The organism is Bradyrhizobium sp. USDA 4011 (assembly GCF_054063415.1).
The window spans coordinates 4,738,049-4,756,088 of record NZ_JBSSGG010000001.1; the positions used below are offsets into that span (position 1 = coordinate 4,738,049).

At 65.2% G+C, this 18,040-nt stretch carries 19 protein-coding genes and 1 pseudogene; 8 read left to right on the forward strand and 12 right to left on the reverse strand.

Features of this window, described 5'->3' with window-relative positions; genetic code table 11:
• Nucleotides 1-95 precede the first annotated feature (95 nt).
• The 8 genes from ACVW1C_RS22175 to soxX form a co-directional block, all read right to left on the reverse strand.
• Entirely contained in the window at nucleotides 96-1,136 is a 1,041-nt protein-coding gene (locus ACVW1C_RS22175; protein ID WP_456760234.1) for an MBL fold metallo-hydrolase, read from the reverse strand.
• A gap of 192 nt (nucleotides 1,137-1,328) precedes the next feature.
• Nucleotides 1,329-1,784 carry a DsrE family protein gene (locus tag ACVW1C_RS22180; RefSeq protein WP_456760235.1) on the reverse strand — a complete coding sequence of 152 codons (456 nt, stop codon included), beginning with the start codon at nucleotides 1,782-1,784 and terminating at the stop codon, nucleotides 1,329-1,331.
• On the reverse strand, nucleotides 1,781-3,529 hold the full coding sequence (gene soxB / locus ACVW1C_RS22185; protein ID WP_456760236.1) for a thiosulfohydrolase SoxB: 1,749 nt from the start codon (nucleotides 3,527-3,529) through the stop codon (nucleotides 1,781-1,783). Before soxB ends, ACVW1C_RS22180 begins: the two co-directional genes overlap by 4 nt.
• A gap of 35 nt (nucleotides 3,530-3,564) precedes the next feature.
• A complete protein-coding gene (locus tag ACVW1C_RS22190) occupies nucleotides 3,565-3,879 on the reverse strand; it encodes a hypothetical protein (protein ID WP_456760237.1) in 315 nt (104 codons plus the stop codon).
• Complete coding sequence (gene soxA, locus ACVW1C_RS22195) at nucleotides 3,876-4,736, reverse strand: sulfur oxidation c-type cytochrome SoxA (protein WP_456760238.1); 861 nt, start codon at nucleotides 4,734-4,736, stop codon at nucleotides 3,876-3,878. Before soxA ends, ACVW1C_RS22190 begins: the two co-directional genes overlap by 4 nt.
• On the reverse strand, nucleotides 4,733-5,044 hold the full coding sequence (soxZ, locus tag ACVW1C_RS22200) for a thiosulfate oxidation carrier complex protein SoxZ (RefSeq protein WP_456760239.1): 312 nt from the start codon (nucleotides 5,042-5,044) through the stop codon (nucleotides 4,733-4,735). Before soxZ ends, soxA begins: the two co-directional genes overlap by 4 nt.
• A gap of 22 nt (nucleotides 5,045-5,066) precedes the next feature.
• Nucleotides 5,067-5,561 (reverse strand): thiosulfate oxidation carrier protein SoxY, encoded by a 495-nt coding sequence (soxY, locus tag ACVW1C_RS22205; protein ID WP_456760240.1) that lies wholly within the window; start codon nucleotides 5,559-5,561, stop codon nucleotides 5,067-5,069.
• 32 nt (nucleotides 5,562-5,593) lie between these two features.
• The gene (soxX, locus tag ACVW1C_RS22210) at nucleotides 5,594-5,884 is read right to left on the reverse strand and encodes a sulfur oxidation c-type cytochrome SoxX (RefSeq protein WP_456763140.1); all 291 of its coding nucleotides are present in this window, start codon (nucleotides 5,882-5,884) and stop codon (nucleotides 5,594-5,596) included.
• A 231-nt stretch (nucleotides 5,885-6,115) separates the two neighbouring features.
• Here soxX and ACVW1C_RS22215 point away from each other — a divergent pair, with 231 nt between their 5' ends.
• From ACVW1C_RS22215 to ACVW1C_RS22230, 4 genes are all read left to right on the forward strand, one after another.
• Nucleotides 6,116-6,805: a DUF938 domain-containing protein gene (locus ACVW1C_RS22215; protein ID WP_456760241.1), complete on the forward strand. Its 690-nt coding sequence runs from the start codon at nucleotides 6,116-6,118 to the stop codon at nucleotides 6,803-6,805.
• A gap of 313 nt (nucleotides 6,806-7,118) precedes the next feature.
• A complete protein-coding gene (locus tag ACVW1C_RS22220) occupies nucleotides 7,119-7,616 on the forward strand; it encodes a type II toxin-antitoxin system HicB family antitoxin (RefSeq protein ID WP_456760242.1) in 498 nt (165 codons plus the stop codon).
• A gap of 291 nt (nucleotides 7,617-7,907) precedes the next feature.
• A complete protein-coding gene (locus ACVW1C_RS22225) occupies nucleotides 7,908-9,152 on the forward strand; it encodes an MFS transporter (RefSeq protein WP_456760243.1) in 1,245 nt (414 codons plus the stop codon).
• A gap of 118 nt (nucleotides 9,153-9,270) precedes the next feature.
• Entirely contained in the window at nucleotides 9,271-10,488 is a 1,218-nt protein-coding gene (locus ACVW1C_RS22230) for an MFS transporter (RefSeq protein ID WP_456760244.1), read from the forward strand.
• Nucleotides 10,489-10,567: 79 nt separating this feature from the next.
• Here the strand turns inward: ACVW1C_RS22230 and ACVW1C_RS22235 are convergent, their stop codons facing one another.
• Entirely contained in the window at nucleotides 10,568-11,005 is a 438-nt protein-coding gene (locus tag ACVW1C_RS22235) for a helix-turn-helix domain-containing protein (protein ID WP_456760245.1), read from the reverse strand.
• Nucleotides 11,006-11,100: 95 nt separating this feature from the next.
• Between ACVW1C_RS22235 and ACVW1C_RS22240 the strand changes: the two genes are divergently transcribed.
• Both ACVW1C_RS22240 and ACVW1C_RS22245 read left to right on the forward strand, forming a co-directional pair.
• Nucleotides 11,101-11,964 (forward strand): class I SAM-dependent methyltransferase, encoded by an 864-nt coding sequence (locus tag ACVW1C_RS22240; RefSeq protein ID WP_456760246.1) that lies wholly within the window; start codon nucleotides 11,101-11,103, stop codon nucleotides 11,962-11,964.
• Between the two features lie 55 nt (nucleotides 11,965-12,019).
• A pseudogene (locus tag ACVW1C_RS22245) lies at nucleotides 12,020-12,459 on the forward strand (DUF2938 domain-containing protein).
• A 222-nt stretch (nucleotides 12,460-12,681) separates the two neighbouring features.
• Here ACVW1C_RS22245 and ACVW1C_RS22250 read toward each other — a convergent pair.
• Entirely contained in the window at nucleotides 12,682-13,176 is a 495-nt protein-coding gene (locus ACVW1C_RS22250; protein ID WP_456760247.1) for a VOC family protein, read from the reverse strand.
• A 134-nt stretch (nucleotides 13,177-13,310) separates the two neighbouring features.
• Nucleotides 13,311-13,856 carry a carboxymuconolactone decarboxylase family protein gene (locus tag ACVW1C_RS22255; protein WP_456760248.1) on the reverse strand — a complete coding sequence of 182 codons (546 nt, stop codon included), beginning with the start codon at nucleotides 13,854-13,856 and terminating at the stop codon, nucleotides 13,311-13,313.
• A 167-nt stretch (nucleotides 13,857-14,023) separates the two neighbouring features.
• Here ACVW1C_RS22255 and ACVW1C_RS22260 point away from each other — a divergent pair, with 167 nt between their 5' ends.
• Nucleotides 14,024-15,208: an acyl-CoA dehydrogenase family protein gene (locus ACVW1C_RS22260; protein WP_456760249.1), complete on the forward strand. Its 1,185-nt coding sequence runs from the start codon at nucleotides 14,024-14,026 to the stop codon at nucleotides 15,206-15,208.
• Nucleotides 15,209-15,372: 164 nt separating this feature from the next.
• Complete coding sequence (locus ACVW1C_RS22265) at nucleotides 15,373-16,512, forward strand: acyl-CoA dehydrogenase family protein (protein WP_456760250.1); 1,140 nt, start codon at nucleotides 15,373-15,375, stop codon at nucleotides 16,510-16,512.
• Nucleotides 16,513-16,957: 445 nt separating this feature from the next.
• Here ACVW1C_RS22265 and ACVW1C_RS22270 read toward each other — a convergent pair whose 3' ends face one another.
• Nucleotides 16,958-17,995, reverse strand: a complete 1,038-nt coding sequence (locus tag ACVW1C_RS22270; protein WP_456760251.1) for an amino acid ABC transporter substrate-binding protein — start codon at nucleotides 17,993-17,995, stop codon at nucleotides 16,958-16,960.
• Nucleotides 17,996-18,040: the final 45 nt, after the last annotated feature.

Sequence of the window (18,040 nt, forward strand, 5' to 3'; positions counted from 1 at the left end):
ATCGTCATTGCGAGCGAAGCGAAGCAATCCATCCTTCCGCGTGCTGCAGCATGGATTGCTTCGTCGCTTCGCTCCTCGCAATGACGGGAAGTGACCTACCCTTGCACCAACGGCCCGCCGGCCTTCTTCCAGGCGTCGATGCCGCCTTCGATATGGGCGGTGTTCGCCAGCCCTGCCTTCTTCGCGGCGGCAACGGCCATCGCGGAACGCTCGCCGAAGGCGCAGAAGAACACGACGCGGCGGCCGGTCGCGGCCGCGACCTCGCGCAGCATGCCGCCGGGCTGCAATGTGGCGCAGATCCCGGGATAGGGCGCGTGCAGGGCGCCGGGCAGCATGCCGTGCTTGGCCCGCTCGCCGCTCTCGCGCAAATCGACCAGCAGGATATCGGGCCGGCCGAGGCTCGCGATGGCGTCGCGCGCGCTGAGGGAGAGGCCTTCTTTGGCAAGCTCGTCCTGGTGCAGGCCGACATGCATGTTGGCGGGTACCGCGACGTCCATCATCTTTGGGTTCGGGAGATGAAGATTGTTCATCAGCTCGACGTAGTCGTCGATCGATTTCACCTGCAGCCGCGGATTGTAGCGCTTTTCCTCGCCGATGGTGGAGACAGTGTCGCCCTTGTAGTCATGCGCGGGGAATACCAGGGTTTCCTCCGGCAGCTTGAGCAGGCGGTTGAAGATCGAATCATACTGCGCCCGCGCGCTGCCGTTCTGGAAATCGGTGCGGCCGGTGCCGCGGATCAAGAGCGTGTCGCCGGTGAAGACGCGGTCGCCCATCAGATAGCTATAGGAATCGTCGGTGTGGCCGGGCGTGTACAACGCTTCGAGGCAGAGGCCCTCGATCGTCACCTTGTCGCCGTCGGAGACGCGCATCGACACCACGTCGGCCTTGCTCTGCTCGCCCATGATGGTGATGCACTGGGTGCGGTCGCGCAGCTCGCCGAGGCCGGTGATGTGATCGGCATGCAGGTGCGTATCGACGGCCTTGACCAGTCGGAGGTCGAGTTCCTGCAGCAGCTTGCAGTAGCGGTCGGCCTTCTCCAGCACGGGATCGAGGATCAGCGCCTCGCCGCCGGCGCGGCTCGCGAGCAGATAGCTGTAGGTGCCGGACACGCTGTCGAACAGCTGGCGAAAGATCATGACGGCTTACCTGTTCTCCGGGGCGAGTCACATGGAGGATATTATTCCATAGATTGGGTCGATTCAAAGCAAATCCATCCCCCAACTAAGCCCATCCCCGTCACCCCAAGGAGCCGCGTCGCGGCGTCTCGAAGGGCGCACGGCCTGCTCCTTCGGCGGGAGGGGGTTGTGCGCGTTCAGGCGACCGCGGTGTTAAGGACGGACCAGCGTGTATCCGTTCTCGGTGAGAAGCAGGATCTGTGCGACGCCGACCTGCACGGGGGTGGCGGCTGCGATGTAGTCCGGCCGCTTGCCGGTGTCGCGCTCGATCGTGTCGACGGTGTTGAGGCAGATGTCGACCCGCGCGCCCTGCGCGACCAGGCTCTCGACCAGCTTGCGGTTCGCGTTATCGGGCTTGAGCAGTTCGATGCCCGGGCCGAAGGCGACGATCTCGACCGCGACCTTGTCGGGGTCGTAGTGCTTCATCAGGTTGTTGGCGACGCTGATGACGAGGCCCTGCTTCTTCGGATCATTGTCGGAGAGCTGCAGCACGACCTTGTGCTCGGCGAACGGCTTGTCCTGCAGCGGCGCGAGCTGGGCGCGGGCCGGCGGCGTTGCCAGCGCGATCGCCGCAAGGCCGAGCGCCGCGATGAGCGCGCGCCGCGTCATCCGTGCCTCGCAATGCCCGGATTGTCCTCGACGCCTTTCAGCGTCACGCCGGGTTCGTCGCGGTTCGGCGGCCGGCCGGAGCGCAGATGCCTGGCCACGACATCCCAGATCGGCGCGCCGTTCTGCTGGTTGACCGAGGCCCAGCCCGCGACCTTGTAATGCTTGCCGGCTTCGAGATGCTTGCCGTTGCCGAGCTTCAGCTCGGAAATGCGCTTGCCGACGGTCTCGCCCGGCGTGCAGGTGTAGGCGAGACCGCCGACGCGGACCATGTCGCCGCCCTGCTGATAATAGGGATCGACATTGAACAGATTGTCGCAGACGTCTTCCAGCACATCCTTGATCTGGCTGCCGGTCATCGTCGCGACGTAGGTCTCGGGATAGGTGATCGCGGTTTCCGACAGCACGTCTTCCATGGTCAGCGGCTGGCCGGCGAGCGTGGTGAGGCCCCAGCGGAAGCCGGGCGACAGCGCGATTTCGGCGTTGAGCTCGTTCAGCAGCGCATCGCAGATCAGCTGGTCGACGGTGCCGGAGAAATTGCCGCGACGGTAGAGCAGGCGGTCGGCGGTGCCGAGCTTGTCGCTCCATTCGTCGGCATGCGGATCGCGCATCTTGTCGATCAGCGTCTGCATCGCCGGATCGGGCTTCAAGAGCTCGGCGAACACCGGCAGCAGGCGGTAGCGGAGATTGGCGACCTTGCCCTTGGCGAGGTCGAGATCGAGCACGCCGATGAACTTGCCGTTGGAGCCGGCATTGGTGACCAGCGTGACGCCGCCGGCATTGGTCACGGTGATGGGGATCGGGATCGCGTCATGGGTGTGGCCGCCGAGGATGACGTCGATGCCGGTGACGCGGCTGGCGAGCTTGAGGTCGACGTCCATGCCGTTATGCGACAGCAGGATCACCGCCTCGACCTTGTCGTTGTTGCGATGGCCGTCGACGAGTCTTTGCAGCTCCTCGTCGCGGATGCCGAACTTCCAGTCCGGCGTGAAGCGCTTGGGATGCGCGATCGGCACATAGGGGAAGGCCTGGCCGATGATCGCAACGCGATGGCCGCCGATTTCCTTGATGACAGACGGCTTGAACACCCGGCCCGAGGCCGGATCGAACGCCTTGGCGTCGTTGAACGCGGCCTCCTCGGTCAGGAATACGTTCTGCGCCAGGAACTCGCCCTCGAAGCGGGAGAGATTGTCGCGCAGCACCTCTTCGCCATAGGTGAATTCCCAATGCCCGGTCATAGCCTCGATGCCGAGCAGATTGGCGGCCTCCACCATGTCGGCGCCGTTCATGGCGTTGGCGAGCCCTGAGCCTTGCCAGAGGTCGCCACCGTCGAGCAGGATCGAACGCTTCTCGCCGACATCGGCGCGCAGCTTGTCGATCAGCGTCTTGAGATGGGCGAAACCGCCGAGCCGACCGAAGCGGACGGCGGCCTTCTCGAACTCGACGCAGGTAAAGGCATAGGCATCGGCGCTGTCGGGCCGGATGCCGAAACGGTCGAGGAATGCCTTGCCGACCAGATGCGGCGGCTGGCCGGCCATCGCGCCGACGCCGATATTGACGCCGGGCTCGCGGAAGAACACCGGCTTCAGCTGCGCATGCGTGTCGGTCATGTGCAGGATGCGGGCGTTGCCGAAGCGTTCGAAGTCGTAGACGCTGGCGGTATCGGCACTGCGCGCGAGCCGGGGCAGGCCGGCCACAAGCGTTGCGGCGGCCGAAGCTCTCAGGAAATCGCGGCGGCGGATGATCATCACTCTCTCCGCGCGGCCCCGTGGCCTGCGCGCCTTTAGCGAACTTCCATGTCCTTCCAGCGTTCCTTTTCGCTGGTCGCCTGGAAGATCGATGCCTTTGCCAGCGCCTCGGCCTCCTTGGCCTGGGCGACTGCGGTGTCGAAATCACCAGCCTCACCGGCCTTTTTTGCGGCGGATAGCGTCGAGGCGGTCGTGGTCCACTGGTTGCGCAGCAGGCCTGCTTCCTTGTTGGCGGCCTCAGCCGCGGCGTAGGCCGCCTTGTAGTCGGCTTCGGAGGCGGCGAGGGCTGCGGTCGCCGTCGCGATCAGCAGGGCCGATGCCGCGAAGATGGCTCTGATGGCCGCGCTCATGGCCTTGCTCCCGGACCCGAAATCGGCAGGCCATTGCTGACATAGGACAGGTAGTATTCGAGGTTGCGGTACTCGTCGTCCTGCGGGTTGAGCGGCACGCCGCGGATCTGGCTGTTGCAGGTGGTGAAGCGGCGGCTGGTCGTGCCCATGCCCGACCATTCCGAGCGGTAGATCGGCATCGCGTTCAGGATGCCGAGCGCCGGCGCCAGCACCTCGGCGCGGATGCGCTCGCCCGGGCTCTGGACGTGGCAGGTGGCGCAGGAGAAATTGAGCTGGCCGCGGCGGGTATAGAAATACTCCTTGCCCTTCTGATAGGCCTCCAGCGCGCGCGGATCGTCCGGAATCTTGATGTCCATCGGCTTGCCGCGCGAGGTGAAGGCCATGTAGGCGGTGAGCGCCGCCATGTCGTCCTTCACATAGGAGAACGGCGCCTCGCCATTGGCCTCGCGGCAGCGGTTGAGCGCGAGCTCGAGCGTGACGACCTTGCCTTCCTTTTCGTCGAAATAAGGATAGTTCTGCCGGATGCCGATGCCCTTGTTCGGGAAGCAGTCGGCGTAGGTCTTGCCGTTCTTGAACGGCGTCGAGAACATCTCCTTGCCGGCTTCGAGCGAGAACTCGTAGGGCGGAAACTGTTCCTTCTCTTCCCACTGCTTGTGCAGGTCCTCATTCATCGAATAGGGACCGTTGACGAAATCCTCGAGCTTCAGCTTGGGGAATTTGCTGGTGAAGAATTTCTGGAACGCGGCCTTGTCGGCGGCGGGATCGACGGCGCCGGCTGCGTGCGCAGCCGGCGTGCTCGCGAGAGTGCCGAGGGCGAGCGTGGCAATTGCTGCGCGGATTGCGAACCGCCGCGTCATTGAATCTTCGCCGTGGTGGTGTCGGTCGCGCCCTTGTTGTCGACCCAGCTGACCTTCAGGTCGTCGCCCTTCTTGCCGCCCTTGAAGGCGAACTTGACATAGGGATCCTTGGAGACGCCGCCGCCCCAGTCGGCGACGAACACCGGCTTGCCGTCATGCTCGAAGGTCAGCACCTGGATGAAATGCGGCGGGATGATCTGGCCCTTGGCGTCCTTGACGAAGCCGGAATCCATCGGATGCTGGATCAGCGCCTGCACCTCGGTGGTGTCGCCGTTTGACGTGGCGCGCACGCGAATGCTCGATGCCATCTTGATTGTCCCTTGATTGAGCTCAGCCGCCGCAGCCGCCGACGGTGACCTTGATTTCTTTCTGGGCGCTGTAGAGCTTGCCACCGGCCTCGACGATCACGGTGACGTTGCTGGTCTTGGCCATCTTGATGCGGTTGGCGACGCTCGGCAGCGTGCCGGCCGGAATCCTGTACGAGGCGATCAGCGAGATCGGGTTTTCGCTGACCAGGAACGAGATCGAGGTGACGTCGGCCAGCGTCGTGGTGGCGGAGATCGGCACCACGGCGCCGTTCTCGGCGATCTCGGGTGCGTCCATCTTGACCTTGTCCGAGGGCTCGGCGGTCTTGCCGTAGAGCGCCTTGATCGCATCGGCCTCGTTCTTCTGCTTGAACGCCTCTTCCGGATATTTGTCGTTGGCGGCGGCGAGCGCCTGCGGCACGTCGAACGGAATGACGCCAAGGCCGATCAGCGTGGCGACGCCCGCGCTCTTCAGCACCAGGCGGCGGTCCCTAAAAAATTCGCTGGTCGTGATGTTCATCGAAAAAAGCTCCTCAAGCTGATGTCGCCGCGTCACAGCGTCTGCAGGAAATCCACCACCGCGTTGATTTCCCTCTCGCTCAAAATCCGGTTGCGGCCGAACGGCGGCATCACGGTCTTTGGGTTGCGCTTGGTTTCATCGGTCACGATCGCGATCAGCTCGTCGCGGCTGTATTTTGCCTTGAGCCCGGTCAATTCGGGGCCGATCGTGCCGGGCAGCTCGCCGCCCTTGATGACATGGCAGGTCAGGCAATTGCCCTTGCCGCGGTCGAAGGCGAGCCTCTCACCCTCGGCGGCGGATTGGGCCTGCGCGGGCGCAGCCATGGCGGTGCCGGCCAGCAGCGCCAGGACAAGGGCTGGCTTGGAGAAAGTGGCGATCAAGGACGTTTCCCGGGCTTCAATCTCGATGATCCCATCGCAATATAAAGAGTGGAAAGCACAAAGGCCATCGGCTGGCAACTCGGAGAATAGGCGTGTTGCGACGGGGTTAATGGAAGCGTGGCGGTCCGTCCGCCTGTCATGTTTGTGTAGTTGAGCCCTTAAGGAGAAGGCGCGGTGGCGGAGTTTGTGGTGGAGTTCGGCAAGGACGGCAGGCCGGTCGAGGTGGACGGGCGGCTCGACGCGGCAGCGTTCCACCGCAATCACCAGCCGATCTGGGCGGTCCTGAAGAACTACCTTGCCGGCCGATCCGGCGACGTGCTGGAAGCCGGCAGCGGCACCGGCCAGCATGTTGTCTACTTCGCCGGTCGGACGCCTGACATCATTTGGTGGCCGAGCGACCTCCATGCCGCGCATCTGCGCAGCATCGAGGCCTGGCGTGTGCATGCCGGCTTCCCAAACATCCAGCCGCCGCAACCGATCGACTTGTCGGATCCGACATGGTCGCCCGTGTCATCGGACGGCAAAGGTCCGGACAAACTGCTCGCGATCTTCTGCGCCAACGTGATCCACATCGCGCCGTGGCGCGTCGCCGAGGGCCTGTTCGCCGGCGCCTCCAGGCATCTGCGCGCCGACGGCCGGCTGTTCCTCTACGGCCCGTTCAAGCGCGGTGGCAAGCACACCGCGCTCAGCAACGCGGTGTTCGACACGTCGCTGCGCGAACGCGACGCCGAGTGGGGCGTGCGCGATATCGCCGATGTCGAGACTCTTGCGAAGAGCGTCGGGCTGAAGCTCGACCGCAGCTTCGAGATGCCGGCCAACAACATGATCCTGATGTTCGTCCGGAAGGATGCGGCTCAATCGTAGAGGGATTAGCCGACTGCGTCCGCCGTAGCGCAGCGTGCGAAGGCGGAAGGCGTAATCCACCATTGTGACGTGCCGCGAACGATGGCGGGTTATGCTTCGCTAGACCGCCCTGCAAGGTCATATTGGCTTAGCCATAAGCCGGGCACCATTAGTCCCCACGCAGCCGGCAACGTTCGTCGGCAATCCCGGCACTGCTGCGTCACCTCGTGTCAGCCGCCGTCGTCGATCGCCAGGCTTGCCTCGTTGATCCAAGATGTGTCATTTGACGCACCGAAGTGTGTGAAATAGCATACTCTAAGGACGGAGGCCCAGAATGACGAGGCGACTTTATCCGGCCGTGCTGGAGCGCGGGCCGCGCGGCGCGTTCGGGGCTTGGTTTCCCGACTTTCCCGGCTGCGTTGCCGGCGGCAAGTCGCAGGAAGAGGCGATCGAGCGGGCCGAGCGGGCCCTGGCGCAGGCAGTCGACGGCTGGGCCGAGCAGGGCCGTGCGCTGCCGGAGCCGACGCCGATCGCGCGGATCGTGCCGCCGAAAGGCTCCGACGTTGCCGCCTTCTTCATGGTCGGGGTCGATCCGCCCGATCCATCCGAGCGCGTGAATGTTTACCTGCCGAAAAGCCTGATCGCGCGCATCGACAGGCGCGCCGCCGAGCTCGGCATGAGCCGTTCGAGCTTTTTCGGGTTTGCCAGCTCGCTCGCGCTCGAATGGCCGGGCGGCTATCCGCGCGGCGCCCCGATCACGCCGCGCTCCAAGGTGCACAAGACCGGCGCGTTGCGCGCCGAGAAGCGGCCGGGGAAGAAGCCTGCGCGGTAGGTGACGCGCGATGTAACACGCGTGGCCTCGTCCTGGCGAAAGCCAGTACCCATTACGCCAAATGCTGGTTGTTGCGCGTAGCTGGGGCCGCGATCCCTCTCACGACAAAACTCGGTGGTTATGCGTCCTGGCTTTCGCCAGGGCGACGCGGGGCGTGAGTATTCGACCAGCTAACCCTTGTGCGCCTCCCGCATGGCCTACGTCCGTTTGCGCCGGTTGATCGGCCTGCACCTGCTCTCCATAGTGCGCGCGATTGGAGGCTCCCGCCGGGGCTTCAAGGCGGGACGACCGATGATCGACGTGACGGCTGCGGACGAAATCAGCGATGACGCGCGGGCGCGTAGCAACGTGTGGCGGCTGGCGGCGGCGCAGGCGCTGACCGGCGCCAATTCGGCCGTGATCTTCGCCACCGGTTCGATCGTCGGTGCGACGCTGGCGCCCGACATCTCGCTCGCGACGGTGCCGCTCTCGATGTATGTGCTCGGGCTTGCCGCCGGCACGCTGCCGACCGGCGCGATCTCGCGCGCCTATGGCAGGCGGGTCGCCTTCATCGTCGGCACCTTCTGCGGCACGCTCACCGGTGCGCTCGGCGCCTGGGCGATCCTGCACTCATCGTTCTGGCTGTTCTGCGGCGCGACCTTCCTTGGCGGGCTCTATGGTGCTGTCGCGCAGTCCTATCGCTTTGCCGCCGCCGATGGCGCCAGCGTCGCATTCCGGCCCAAGGCGGTGTCGTGGGTAATGGCCGGCGGCGTGTTCGCCGGCGTGCTCGGGCCGCAGCTCGTGCAATGGACCATGGACATCTGGCCGCCTTATCTGTTCGCGTTCTCCTTCGTGATGCAGGCGCTGGTCGCGCTGGTGGCGATGGCGGTGCTGTCGGGCGTCGACGCGCCGAAGCCCGCGGCGGCGGATCTGCACGGCGGCCGCCTTCTGCTCGAGATCGCCAGACAGCCGCGCTTCATTGCGGCGGCGATGTGCGGCGTGATCGCCTATCCGATGATGAATCTGGTGATGACCTCGGCGCCGCTCGCCATGAAGATGTGCGGGCTGTCGGTCAGCGATTCCAATTTCGGCATCCAGTGGCACATCGTGGCGATGTACGGCCCGAGCTTCTTCACGGGCTCGCTGATCGCCCGCTTCGGCGCGCCCGTCATCGTCGCGCTCGGGCTGGCGCTGGAGGCGGTCGCCGCGATGATCGGGTTGTCAGGGATCACGGCACCGCACTTCTGGGCCACGCTGTTCGTGCTCGGCATCGGCTGGAATTTTGCATTCGTGGGCGCCTCCGCTCTGGTGCTGGAGACGCACCGGCCGCAGGAACGCAACAAGGTGCAGGCGTTCAACGATTTCCTCGTGTTCGGCATGATGGCGATCGGCTCTTTCTCGTCGGGCCAGATGCTGGCGCATTACGGCTGGAACGCCGTCAACATGGTGGTGTTTCCGCCGGTGCTGCTCGGCCTTGCCGTGCTGTCGCTCGCGTCGTTCGCCAAGCGTCGGGCGAGATTACGCGCGGTGGCCGAGATTCCAGACCCCAGCATCTGATTTCCTGCTGCCAATTGCTGACACTTCGATCGGCTTCGAAATGACCGGCTTGCAAGGCTGCTCACATCGTGGGAACGGATTGGTCCGGCCATGACGATGTGAGAAGCAAGAGCAAGAAATGGACGCATCATCGCCCACGCTGCATGACGAATCCTCGTTCGGCTACGAAGGCTGGCGGATCGTCGTCGTCTGCTTCCTGCTTGCGACCTTCGGCTGGGGATTGGGCTTCTATGGACAGAGCGTCTATGTCGCCGAGCTGCAGCGGCTGCACGGCTGGCCGGCGTCGCTGATCTCGTCGGGCACGACCTTCTTCTACTTGTTCGGAGCCGCGCTGGTCGCCTTTGTCAGCGAGGCGATCAAGGCGTTCGGTGCGCGCAGCTGCCTGATCGCGGGCACCCTCGCGATGGCGGTTGCGGCGGTTGCGATCGGCGAGGTGCGTGAGCCCTGGCAGCTCTATCTCGCCGACGCGCTATTGGCGTTCGGCTGGGCCGGCACCAGCCTCGGCATCATCACCAACACGCTCGGTCTCTGGTTCGACAGGAAGCGCGGCATGGCGATCAGCCTGGCGCTGAACGGCGCCAGCTTCGGCGGCATTGTCGGCGTGCCGCTGCTGGTGGCGGCGATCGGCGCTTTCGGCTTCTCCGGCGCGATGATCGCGGCCGCGGTAGCGCTCGTCGTGGTGATGGTGCCTGTGATCCTGATCTTCGTCGGGCGGCCACCGGTGCATCCGCATGCCGTGACTTCAGCGGCGGCCGATGCGCCGTCGGCGACCCAGGTGCGCGCCCGGGCACTGCGCGACATCCGTTTCCTCTCGGTCTCGATTGCCTTTGCACTGGTGCTGTTCGCCCAGGTCGGCTTCATCGTGCATCTGATCGCCTATCTCGATCAGGTGATCGGGCGCGAGCGCGCGACGGTGGCGATGGCGCTGTTGACCTCGATGGCGGTGGTCGGCCGCGTTTCCTTCTCTTTCGTGATCGACCGGCTCAACCAGCGGCTGGCGTCGGCGCTATCCTTCGTTAGTCAGGCGATCGCGCTCGTCATCATCATCAATGTGCACAACGACGTCGCGCAGATCGCCGCCTGCGCGCTGTTCGGCTTCTCCGTCGGCAATCTGATCACGCTGCCGGCGCTGATCGTGCAGCGCGAATTCGACCCGCGCGCGTTCGGGGTGCTGGTCAGCCTGATCACCGCGATCAACCAGATCACCTATGCGTTCGGCCCCGGCGTGATCGGGCTGCTGCACGACCTCTCCGGCAGCTACACGCTGCCGTTCTACGGCTGTATCGGTCTCGAACTGATCGCGGCGGTGACGATCATGATCGGCCGAAAAACGTAGATGGGGTAACGGGCCGGCCGCTCGCGAGCGCGCTTCCAAATCGCGCCGTAGCGATCGGGCGGCCGGCCCGTTACCCCATCTACGATTTCTTCCGTGGCCGTCGCACCTTCTTCGGCTCGCCGATCTTGCCGGCCGCCGCGACCCGCAGCAGGCGTCGGAAGGTCGGACATTCCATGTGGGTCGGCGCGGGACAGACGGCGGCGTGGCGCAGGCCGTCGCGCATCGCGTTGAGGCGGCGGATGGTGCGGTCGAGGTCGTCGGCCTTGGCTGTGAGCATCTTCCGGTCGATGCGCGGCCTGCCGTCGGGTGCGAACATTCTCGCGATCTCGTCGAGCGAGAAGCCGGAAGCGCGCCCGAGCGCGATCAGCGCCAGCCGGTCGAGCACTGCAGGATCGAACAGCCGGCGCAGCCCGCGCCGTCCATGCGAGGCGATCAGTCCTTTTTCCTCGTAGAAGCGCAAAGTCGAGGCGCGAACGCCCGACAATTGCGCCACCTCCGCGATGTCGACGTCCCGCATGGCCTTGACCTCAAGTTCACTTGAACTGGCAGTGTGCCGCCAGGCGCTTGCCTAAGGCAAGCATCAGGACGGGCAAATAGCAAAAGGACGAGATCATGAGTATCGCACCGCAGGCCGGGGACGAGCAGGTCAAACTCTGGAACGGCGCAGCCGGGCGCGCCTGGGTCGAGACACGCGACGTGCTGGAGGGGATGTTCAAGCCGCTTGAAGAGCTGCTTATCCGGGCGGTGGCCGATGCCGGGGCCGGCCATGTGCTGGATATCGGCTGCGGCACGGGCGCCACGACATTCGCCGTCGCTGACGTGCTCGGCCCGCAGGGGCATTGCACCGGCATCGACATCTCCGAACCGATGATCGCGGCGGCGCGTGACCGCGCGGAGCGGGAAGGGCGGCCTGCCGACTTCATCTGCGCCGACGCACAGTCCCATGGCTTTGCGCCGGCGAGCTTCGACATCATCATCTCGCGTCTCGGCGTGATGTTCTTTGCCGATCCGGTGCAGGCCTTCGCCAATCTGCGCCGCGCGGCCCGACCGGGTGCTGCGCTCCGCTTCATCGCCTGGCGTGATGCGGCCGAGAACCCGTTCATGACCACGGCGGAGCGGGCGGCGAAGCCGCTGTTGCCGGATCTTCCGGCGCGGCGTCCCGACGCGCCGGGGCAGTTCGGCTTCGCGGACGGGGAGCGGGTCGCGCGCATCCTGGAGGACAGCGGCTGGGGCGCGATCGCGCTCGAGCCGATCGATGTTGCCTTGCGCTTTCCGGCATCGGAGCTGACCCGTTATGTGAGCTGGCTCGGCCCGGTCGGGACGATGCTACAGGGCATGGAAGAGCCGCGTCGCACGCAAGTGATCGAGGCCGTGCGCGCTGCCTTCGATCGCTACGTCCACGGCAACGAAATTCGCTTCACCGCGGCCTGCTGGATGGTCGCGGCACGAGCACCAGTGGAGGCTGCGCATGGTTGACGCCGTGGATTTTCCGGTGCGCGCGGCGCTGATCGGGACCGGGGCGACGGTCGTGATGGATATCTGGGGACTGGTCCGCAAGCGCCTGCTCGGCATCCCGTCGCTGGACTATGCCCTGGTCGGCCGCTGGCTCGGTCATTTCGCATCCGGCGCCTGCATGACGACCGCATCGCCGCTTCGCCGCGGGTCGCGGGCGAACGGGCGATCGGATGGGCCGCGCATTATCTGATCGGGATCGGCTTTGCCGGCGTGCTGCTTGCGACCTTCGGCATTGATTGGGCGCGGCAGCCCAGCATCGGTCCGGCTCTGATCGTCGGGAGCGGCAGCGTGGCCGCGCCGTTCCTGGTGATGCAGCCCGCGATGGGCGCCGGCATTGCCGCGAGCCGCACGCCCCAGCCATGGGCCGCGCGGCTGCAAAGCCTCCTGACACATGCGGTGTTCGGCGTTGGGCTCTACGCTGCTGGCTGGCTGACACGCCTATTGCTGCATCCGTAGCCCCGTTGGCTCTGCCCGATCTACCGTTCCACCTCCCCTTGAAAAGGGGAGGTCGCTTTGCTCGCAAGAGTAAAGCGGTGGAGATCTGCTCTCTCGACTTGCTGCAGAGCCCGCGGCTGACCCCCATCCCGGCCTTCCCCCTTTCAGGGGGAAGGGGAATAAACACTTGTAGCCGGATGCGGCGACGCGAGACGGGGCTGCGAAATTATCCGACTTGCGGAATTACGCCACCCGCTGCTTCAGCAGGTCTTCGAGGTCCAGCCGTCGCGTGAACATCGAAAGCTTGCCGTCCGCGCTGCGCGGCCATTCGGCTTCGGGACGGTCCCAATAGAGCTCCACGCCGTTCTCGTCGGGGTCGCGCAGGTAGAGCGCCTGGCTGACGCCGTGGTCGCTGGCGCCGTCGAGCTGGATGCCCGCCGACAGCACGCAATGCAGCGCATCGGCGAGCGCCGGGCGGGTCGGATAAAGGATGGCGGTGTGGAACAGGCCGGTGGTGCCGGGCGGCGGCGGATGGCCACCCCTGCTCTCCCAGGTGTTGAGGCCGATGTGGTGATGATAGCCGCCGGCCGAGATGAAGGCCGCGTCCGCGCCCATGCGCTGCTGCAACTGGAAACCGAGCACGCCGCAATAGAAGCCGAGCGCCCGCTCGAGATCGGCGACCTTGAGGTGGACATGCCCGATCCGCGTGCCCGCGATGATGGGGGGATTTTCCGGCATGACCTGGCTCCGTTGGCATCAATGCCGTGCCGTCAGGGGCAGGGCTTCGTCACCTGATATAGTCCGGATTTGCCGGGGCCGGAGCACGCATCCTGAAACGCAGCGTTTCCGAACGGCGCCACGGTCGGCCAAGCCTAGCAGAGCTCCGACAACTCGCCGCCCGGCAGCTGGAACTCGAACGTGTTCAGCGTCATCGACACCATGGTGTAGTAGCCGCAGAGGCCGATCACCTCGACCAGGCCGCGCAGGCTCAGCACCTCGACCGCCTCGTCATACAGTCCCTTCGGCAGGCCATGACCTTCGTGCAGCGCCTTGGCGACGTCGTAGATCATCCTGGCCTTAGGATCGTCGAAGCTCGGCGTCCGGCGCACCCGAATGTCCTCGATGATCTTCGGATCGAGGCCGCCCTTCAGCGCGAGGCGCTTGTGGGCATACCATTCGTAATGCGCGGTCCAGTGCCGCGCGGTGACGAGGATCGCGATTTCCGACAGCTTCGGCGGGAAGACCGTGTCGAACCGCAGCACCTCGCCGAGCCGCGTGGCATGCCGCGCCATCTCCGGGCTGTTCAGCCAGGCCATCATCGGTGCCGGTGGCGCGTCGCGCTTGCCGGCGATCGACTCGTCGTAGGTTTCTTTCTGGGCGGGGTTCATTTCGCTAGGCGAAAGCAGCTTCAGCCGCATGTCCGTTTCCTCTTGTTTTTCAATCGTTACCCCACTTCGGCGATACACCCGATCGCGTGAGGGGAGTAGCGGCGCCAGAGCATGGCGCGGCTGCGAGGCATATTGAACTCGGCGGCCGCGCGGGGCTAAGGTCGATTCCAATTCGACGATTTGACTGGAAACGCACCATGGCTGACCTCGAGAAATTCCGCGCTGAGACCCGCGCCTGGCTGGAGCAGAACTGCCCGGCGGAGATGCGCAAACCGATGACCTCCGATGGCGACACCTTCTGGGGCGGCCGCAACACGAAATTCTCGTCGGACGCGCAGCGGGTCTGGTTCGAGCGGATGCGCGACAAGGGCTGGACCGTGCCGCATTGGCCGAAGGAATATGGCGGCGGCGGCCTCGACGGCGAGGAAGCCAAGATCGTGCGCCAGGAGATGGCGGCGATCGGCGCGCGTCAGCCGCTGACCTCGTTCGGCATCTCGATGCTCGGACCTGCGCTGCTGAAATACGGCACCGAGGAGCAGAAGAAGGAGCATCTGCCGAAGATCACCGCGGGCCTGATCCGCTGGTGCCAGGGCTATTCCGAGCCGAACGCCGGCTCCGACCTCGCCTCGCTGCAGACCCGCGCGGTGAGCGACGGCGACGACTACATCATCAACGGCCAGAAGATCTGGACGTCCTACGCCAATTACGCCGACTGGATCTTCTGCCTGGTGCGCACCGATCCCGCAGCCAAGAAGCACGACGGCATCAGTTTTATTCTGTTCGACATGACGTCGAAGGGGGTATCCACGAAGCCGATCTTGCTGATCTCGGGCTATTCGCCGTTCTGCGAAACCTTCTTCGACAATGTCCGCGTGCCGAAGTCGCACGTCGTGGGTACCGTCAATCGCGGCTGGGATGTCGCGAAATACCTGCTGCAGCACGAGCGCGCGATGATCTCGGGCATGGGCGAGCGCGGCGTCGGCCGTCCGCTCGGCCAGATCGCCGCCGACTCGGTCGGCGCGGACGCGCAAGGCAAGCTCGACGACGCCCAGCTGCGCAGCCAGATCGCGAGCTTCGAGGTCGACGAGGCCGCGCTCGCCGCGGCGGCGGAGCGCGCGGTCGATCTCGCCAAGGCGGGCCAGTCGCATCCGGCATTCTCGTCGGCGATGAAATATTACGGGACCGAGCTCAACAAGCGGCGCTACGAGATCCTGATGTCGGCGGGCGGCATCGACGCGCTGGAATGGGAGAGCGACCGCTCCAGGGGCGGCGCCCGCCCGCGCGCCTGGCTGCGCACCAAGGCCAACTCGATCGAGGGAGGCACCTCGGAGGTGATGCTCGGCATCGTCGCCAAGCGCATCCTCGATCTGCCGGGCGCGTGAGGCGCAGTTTCACCACGCGTCATTCCGGGATGGCCCAAAGGGCCAGGCCGGGAATCCATAACCACGATCGGGAGTATGGATTCCGGGTTCGCGACTATGTCGCGCCCCGGAATGACGAACTCAACATCGTCTGAATCTGAATTATTGAAGAGCGGAATCCATCCATGGCCCTCGTCCTCACCGAAGAACAATCCATGCTGCGCGACAGTGCGCGCGGTCTCATCAGCGACAAGGCGCCGGTGGCGCATCTGCGCTCCTTGCGCGACAGCAAGGACTCTACCGGCTTCTCGCGCGAGCTCTGGAAGACCTTCGCCGAGATGGGCTTCTCCGGCCTCCTGGTGCCGGACCAGTTCGGCGGCAGCGGGCTCGGCTGCGTCGAGGCCGGCATCGTCATGGAGGAGATCGGCCGCACCTTGATGCCCTCGCCATTCCTCGCGACCTCGGTGCTTGCGGCCTCGGCGCTGTCGCGCGGCGGCAGCGAGGCGCAGAAGGCGCAGCATCTGCCTGGCATCGCCGACGGCTCGCTGCTCGCCGCGCTCGCGATCGATGAGGGCGCCAAGCATCGCCCGCTGCAGACCAAGTTGCAGGCGACGCGCTCCGGCAACGGCTTCAGGCTGTCTGGCGACAAGGCCTTCGTGGTCGATGGCCACACCGCCGATCTTCTGATCGTCGCGGCGCGCACGGCCGGCAGCGCCGGCGACAAGAACGGCTTGACGCTGTTCCTGGTCGATCCGAAGGCGAAGGGCCTCGCGGTCGAGCGCACCGCGATGGTCGATTCGCACAACGCGGCGCGCATCGTGTTCGACAATGTCGAGGTCAATGCCGACAGCGTGCTCGGCGAGGTCGATCAGGGCTTTGGGCTGCTCGAAGGTGTGCTCAATATCGGCCGCGGCGCGGTCGCGTCCGAAATGGTCGGTCTTTCCGACGAAGTGTTCGGCCGCACCGTGACCTATCTTAAGGAGCGCAAGCAGTTCGGGAAGGCGATCGGCGAATTCCAGGCGCTGCAGCACCGCGCCGCCGAACTCTACATCGATATCGAGATCACCCGCGCCGCCGTGCTGAAGGCGCTGCAGGCGCTGGATGCCGATCTGGGCAAGGCGGGCAATGCGGTCGCGGTGGCCAAGGCGCGCGCCGGCACCACCGCGACGCGGGCCGTCCAGGAGGGCGTGCAGATGCACGGTGGCATGGGCATGACCGACCAGTTCGACATCGGCTTCTTCATGAAGCGCGCCCGCGTCTGCCAGGAGCTGTTCGGCGACAGCAATTTTCACACCGACCAGCTGGCGAGCGGCAAGGGCTACTGAGAGGCCGTGTCGGCGCCGCGCAACGCGCTGTCGCCACACAGCAGGCTGTCATCGCCCGGCTCGACCGGGCGATCCAGTATTCCAGAGACAGTCGTATTTGAGTAGAGAAGCCGCGGCGTACTGGATCACCCGCTTTCGCGGGTGATGACAATTGAGGATGCGGTAGCAACGGTGGTTCAGGCCGCGCCGTCGATCAGCGGCGGGGACATCTCCGCACACCTCACTGTCATCGCCCGGCTCGACCGGGCGATCCAGTATTCCAGAGACAGTCGTATTTGAGCGGAGAGGCCGCGGCGTACTGGATCACCCGCTTTCGCGGGTGACAGCGGTGAGGTGGCTCGGAATAGGCTCGTCATTGCGAGCGACGCGAAGCAATCCATCTTTCCACGCGCGGTGAAATGGATTGCTTCGTCGCTTCGCTCCTCGCAATGACGATGGAAGGAGTCTAGCGAATCGGCGGCGCGTACTGGACGCCGCCGGCGTTCCAGAGCTGGTTCATGCCCCGCGGAATCTTCAGCCTGGAATCGGCGCCGACGTTGCGGTCGTAGACCTCGCCGTAATTGCCGACATGGCGGATGATGCGCACGGCCCAGTCCTTGGTCAGGCCGAGATCCTCACCATAGGAGCCCTCGGTACCGACCAGCCGCATCACCTCCGGCTTTTTCGACTTCAGCGCCTCGTCGATATTCTTCGAGGTGATGCCGAGCTCCTCGGCGTTGATCATGGCGTAGAGCGTCCACTTCACGATCATCATCCAGTCGTCGTCGCGCTGCCGGACCACCGGCGCCAGCGGCTCCTTGGAGATGATGTCGGCCAGGATCGTGTGGTCGTTCGGCTTGGAGAGGTTGAGCCTGAGCGCATAGAGCTGCGAGGCGTCCGAGGTCAGCGTGTCGCACTGGCCGGTGTCATAGGCCTTCACGACATCCTCCAGCTTGTCGAACTTCATCTCCGTGTACTTCATGTTGTTGGCACGGAAATAGTCGGCGAGATTGAGCTGCGTCGTGGTGTTGGCCTGCACGCAGACCTTGCTGCCGTTCAGGTCGAGCGCGGAATCGATGTTGCGCGCGCGCGGCAGCATGAAGCCCTGGCCGTCATAATAGGCGACCGCCGGGAAATACAGATCGTAATTGGTCTCGCGCGACATGCTCCAGGTGGAGTTGCGCGAGAGGATGTCGACCTTGCGGTTCTGCAGCTCCTTGAAGCGTTCGCTGGCGTCGAGCGGAACGAACTTCGCCTTCGACGGATCGTCGAAGATCGCCGAAGCCACCGCGCGGCAGAAGTCGACGTCGAAGCCGGTCCAGTTGCCCTTGTCGTCCGGGTTCGAGAAGCCCGGCAGGCCCTTGTTGACGCCGCACAGCACGTCGCCGCGGCGGACCGTGCGCTTCAGCGTGCGGGTGTCGTAACGCTCATAAGTGATGGCGGCGGCCGCAACCAGCGCGGCGACCGCGAGCCCGATCGTCAGGCCGCCTCGAAATGTACGCATGGATTCTCTCTCGCGAATGATCGGGGAAAAACAGGTCGAATATCG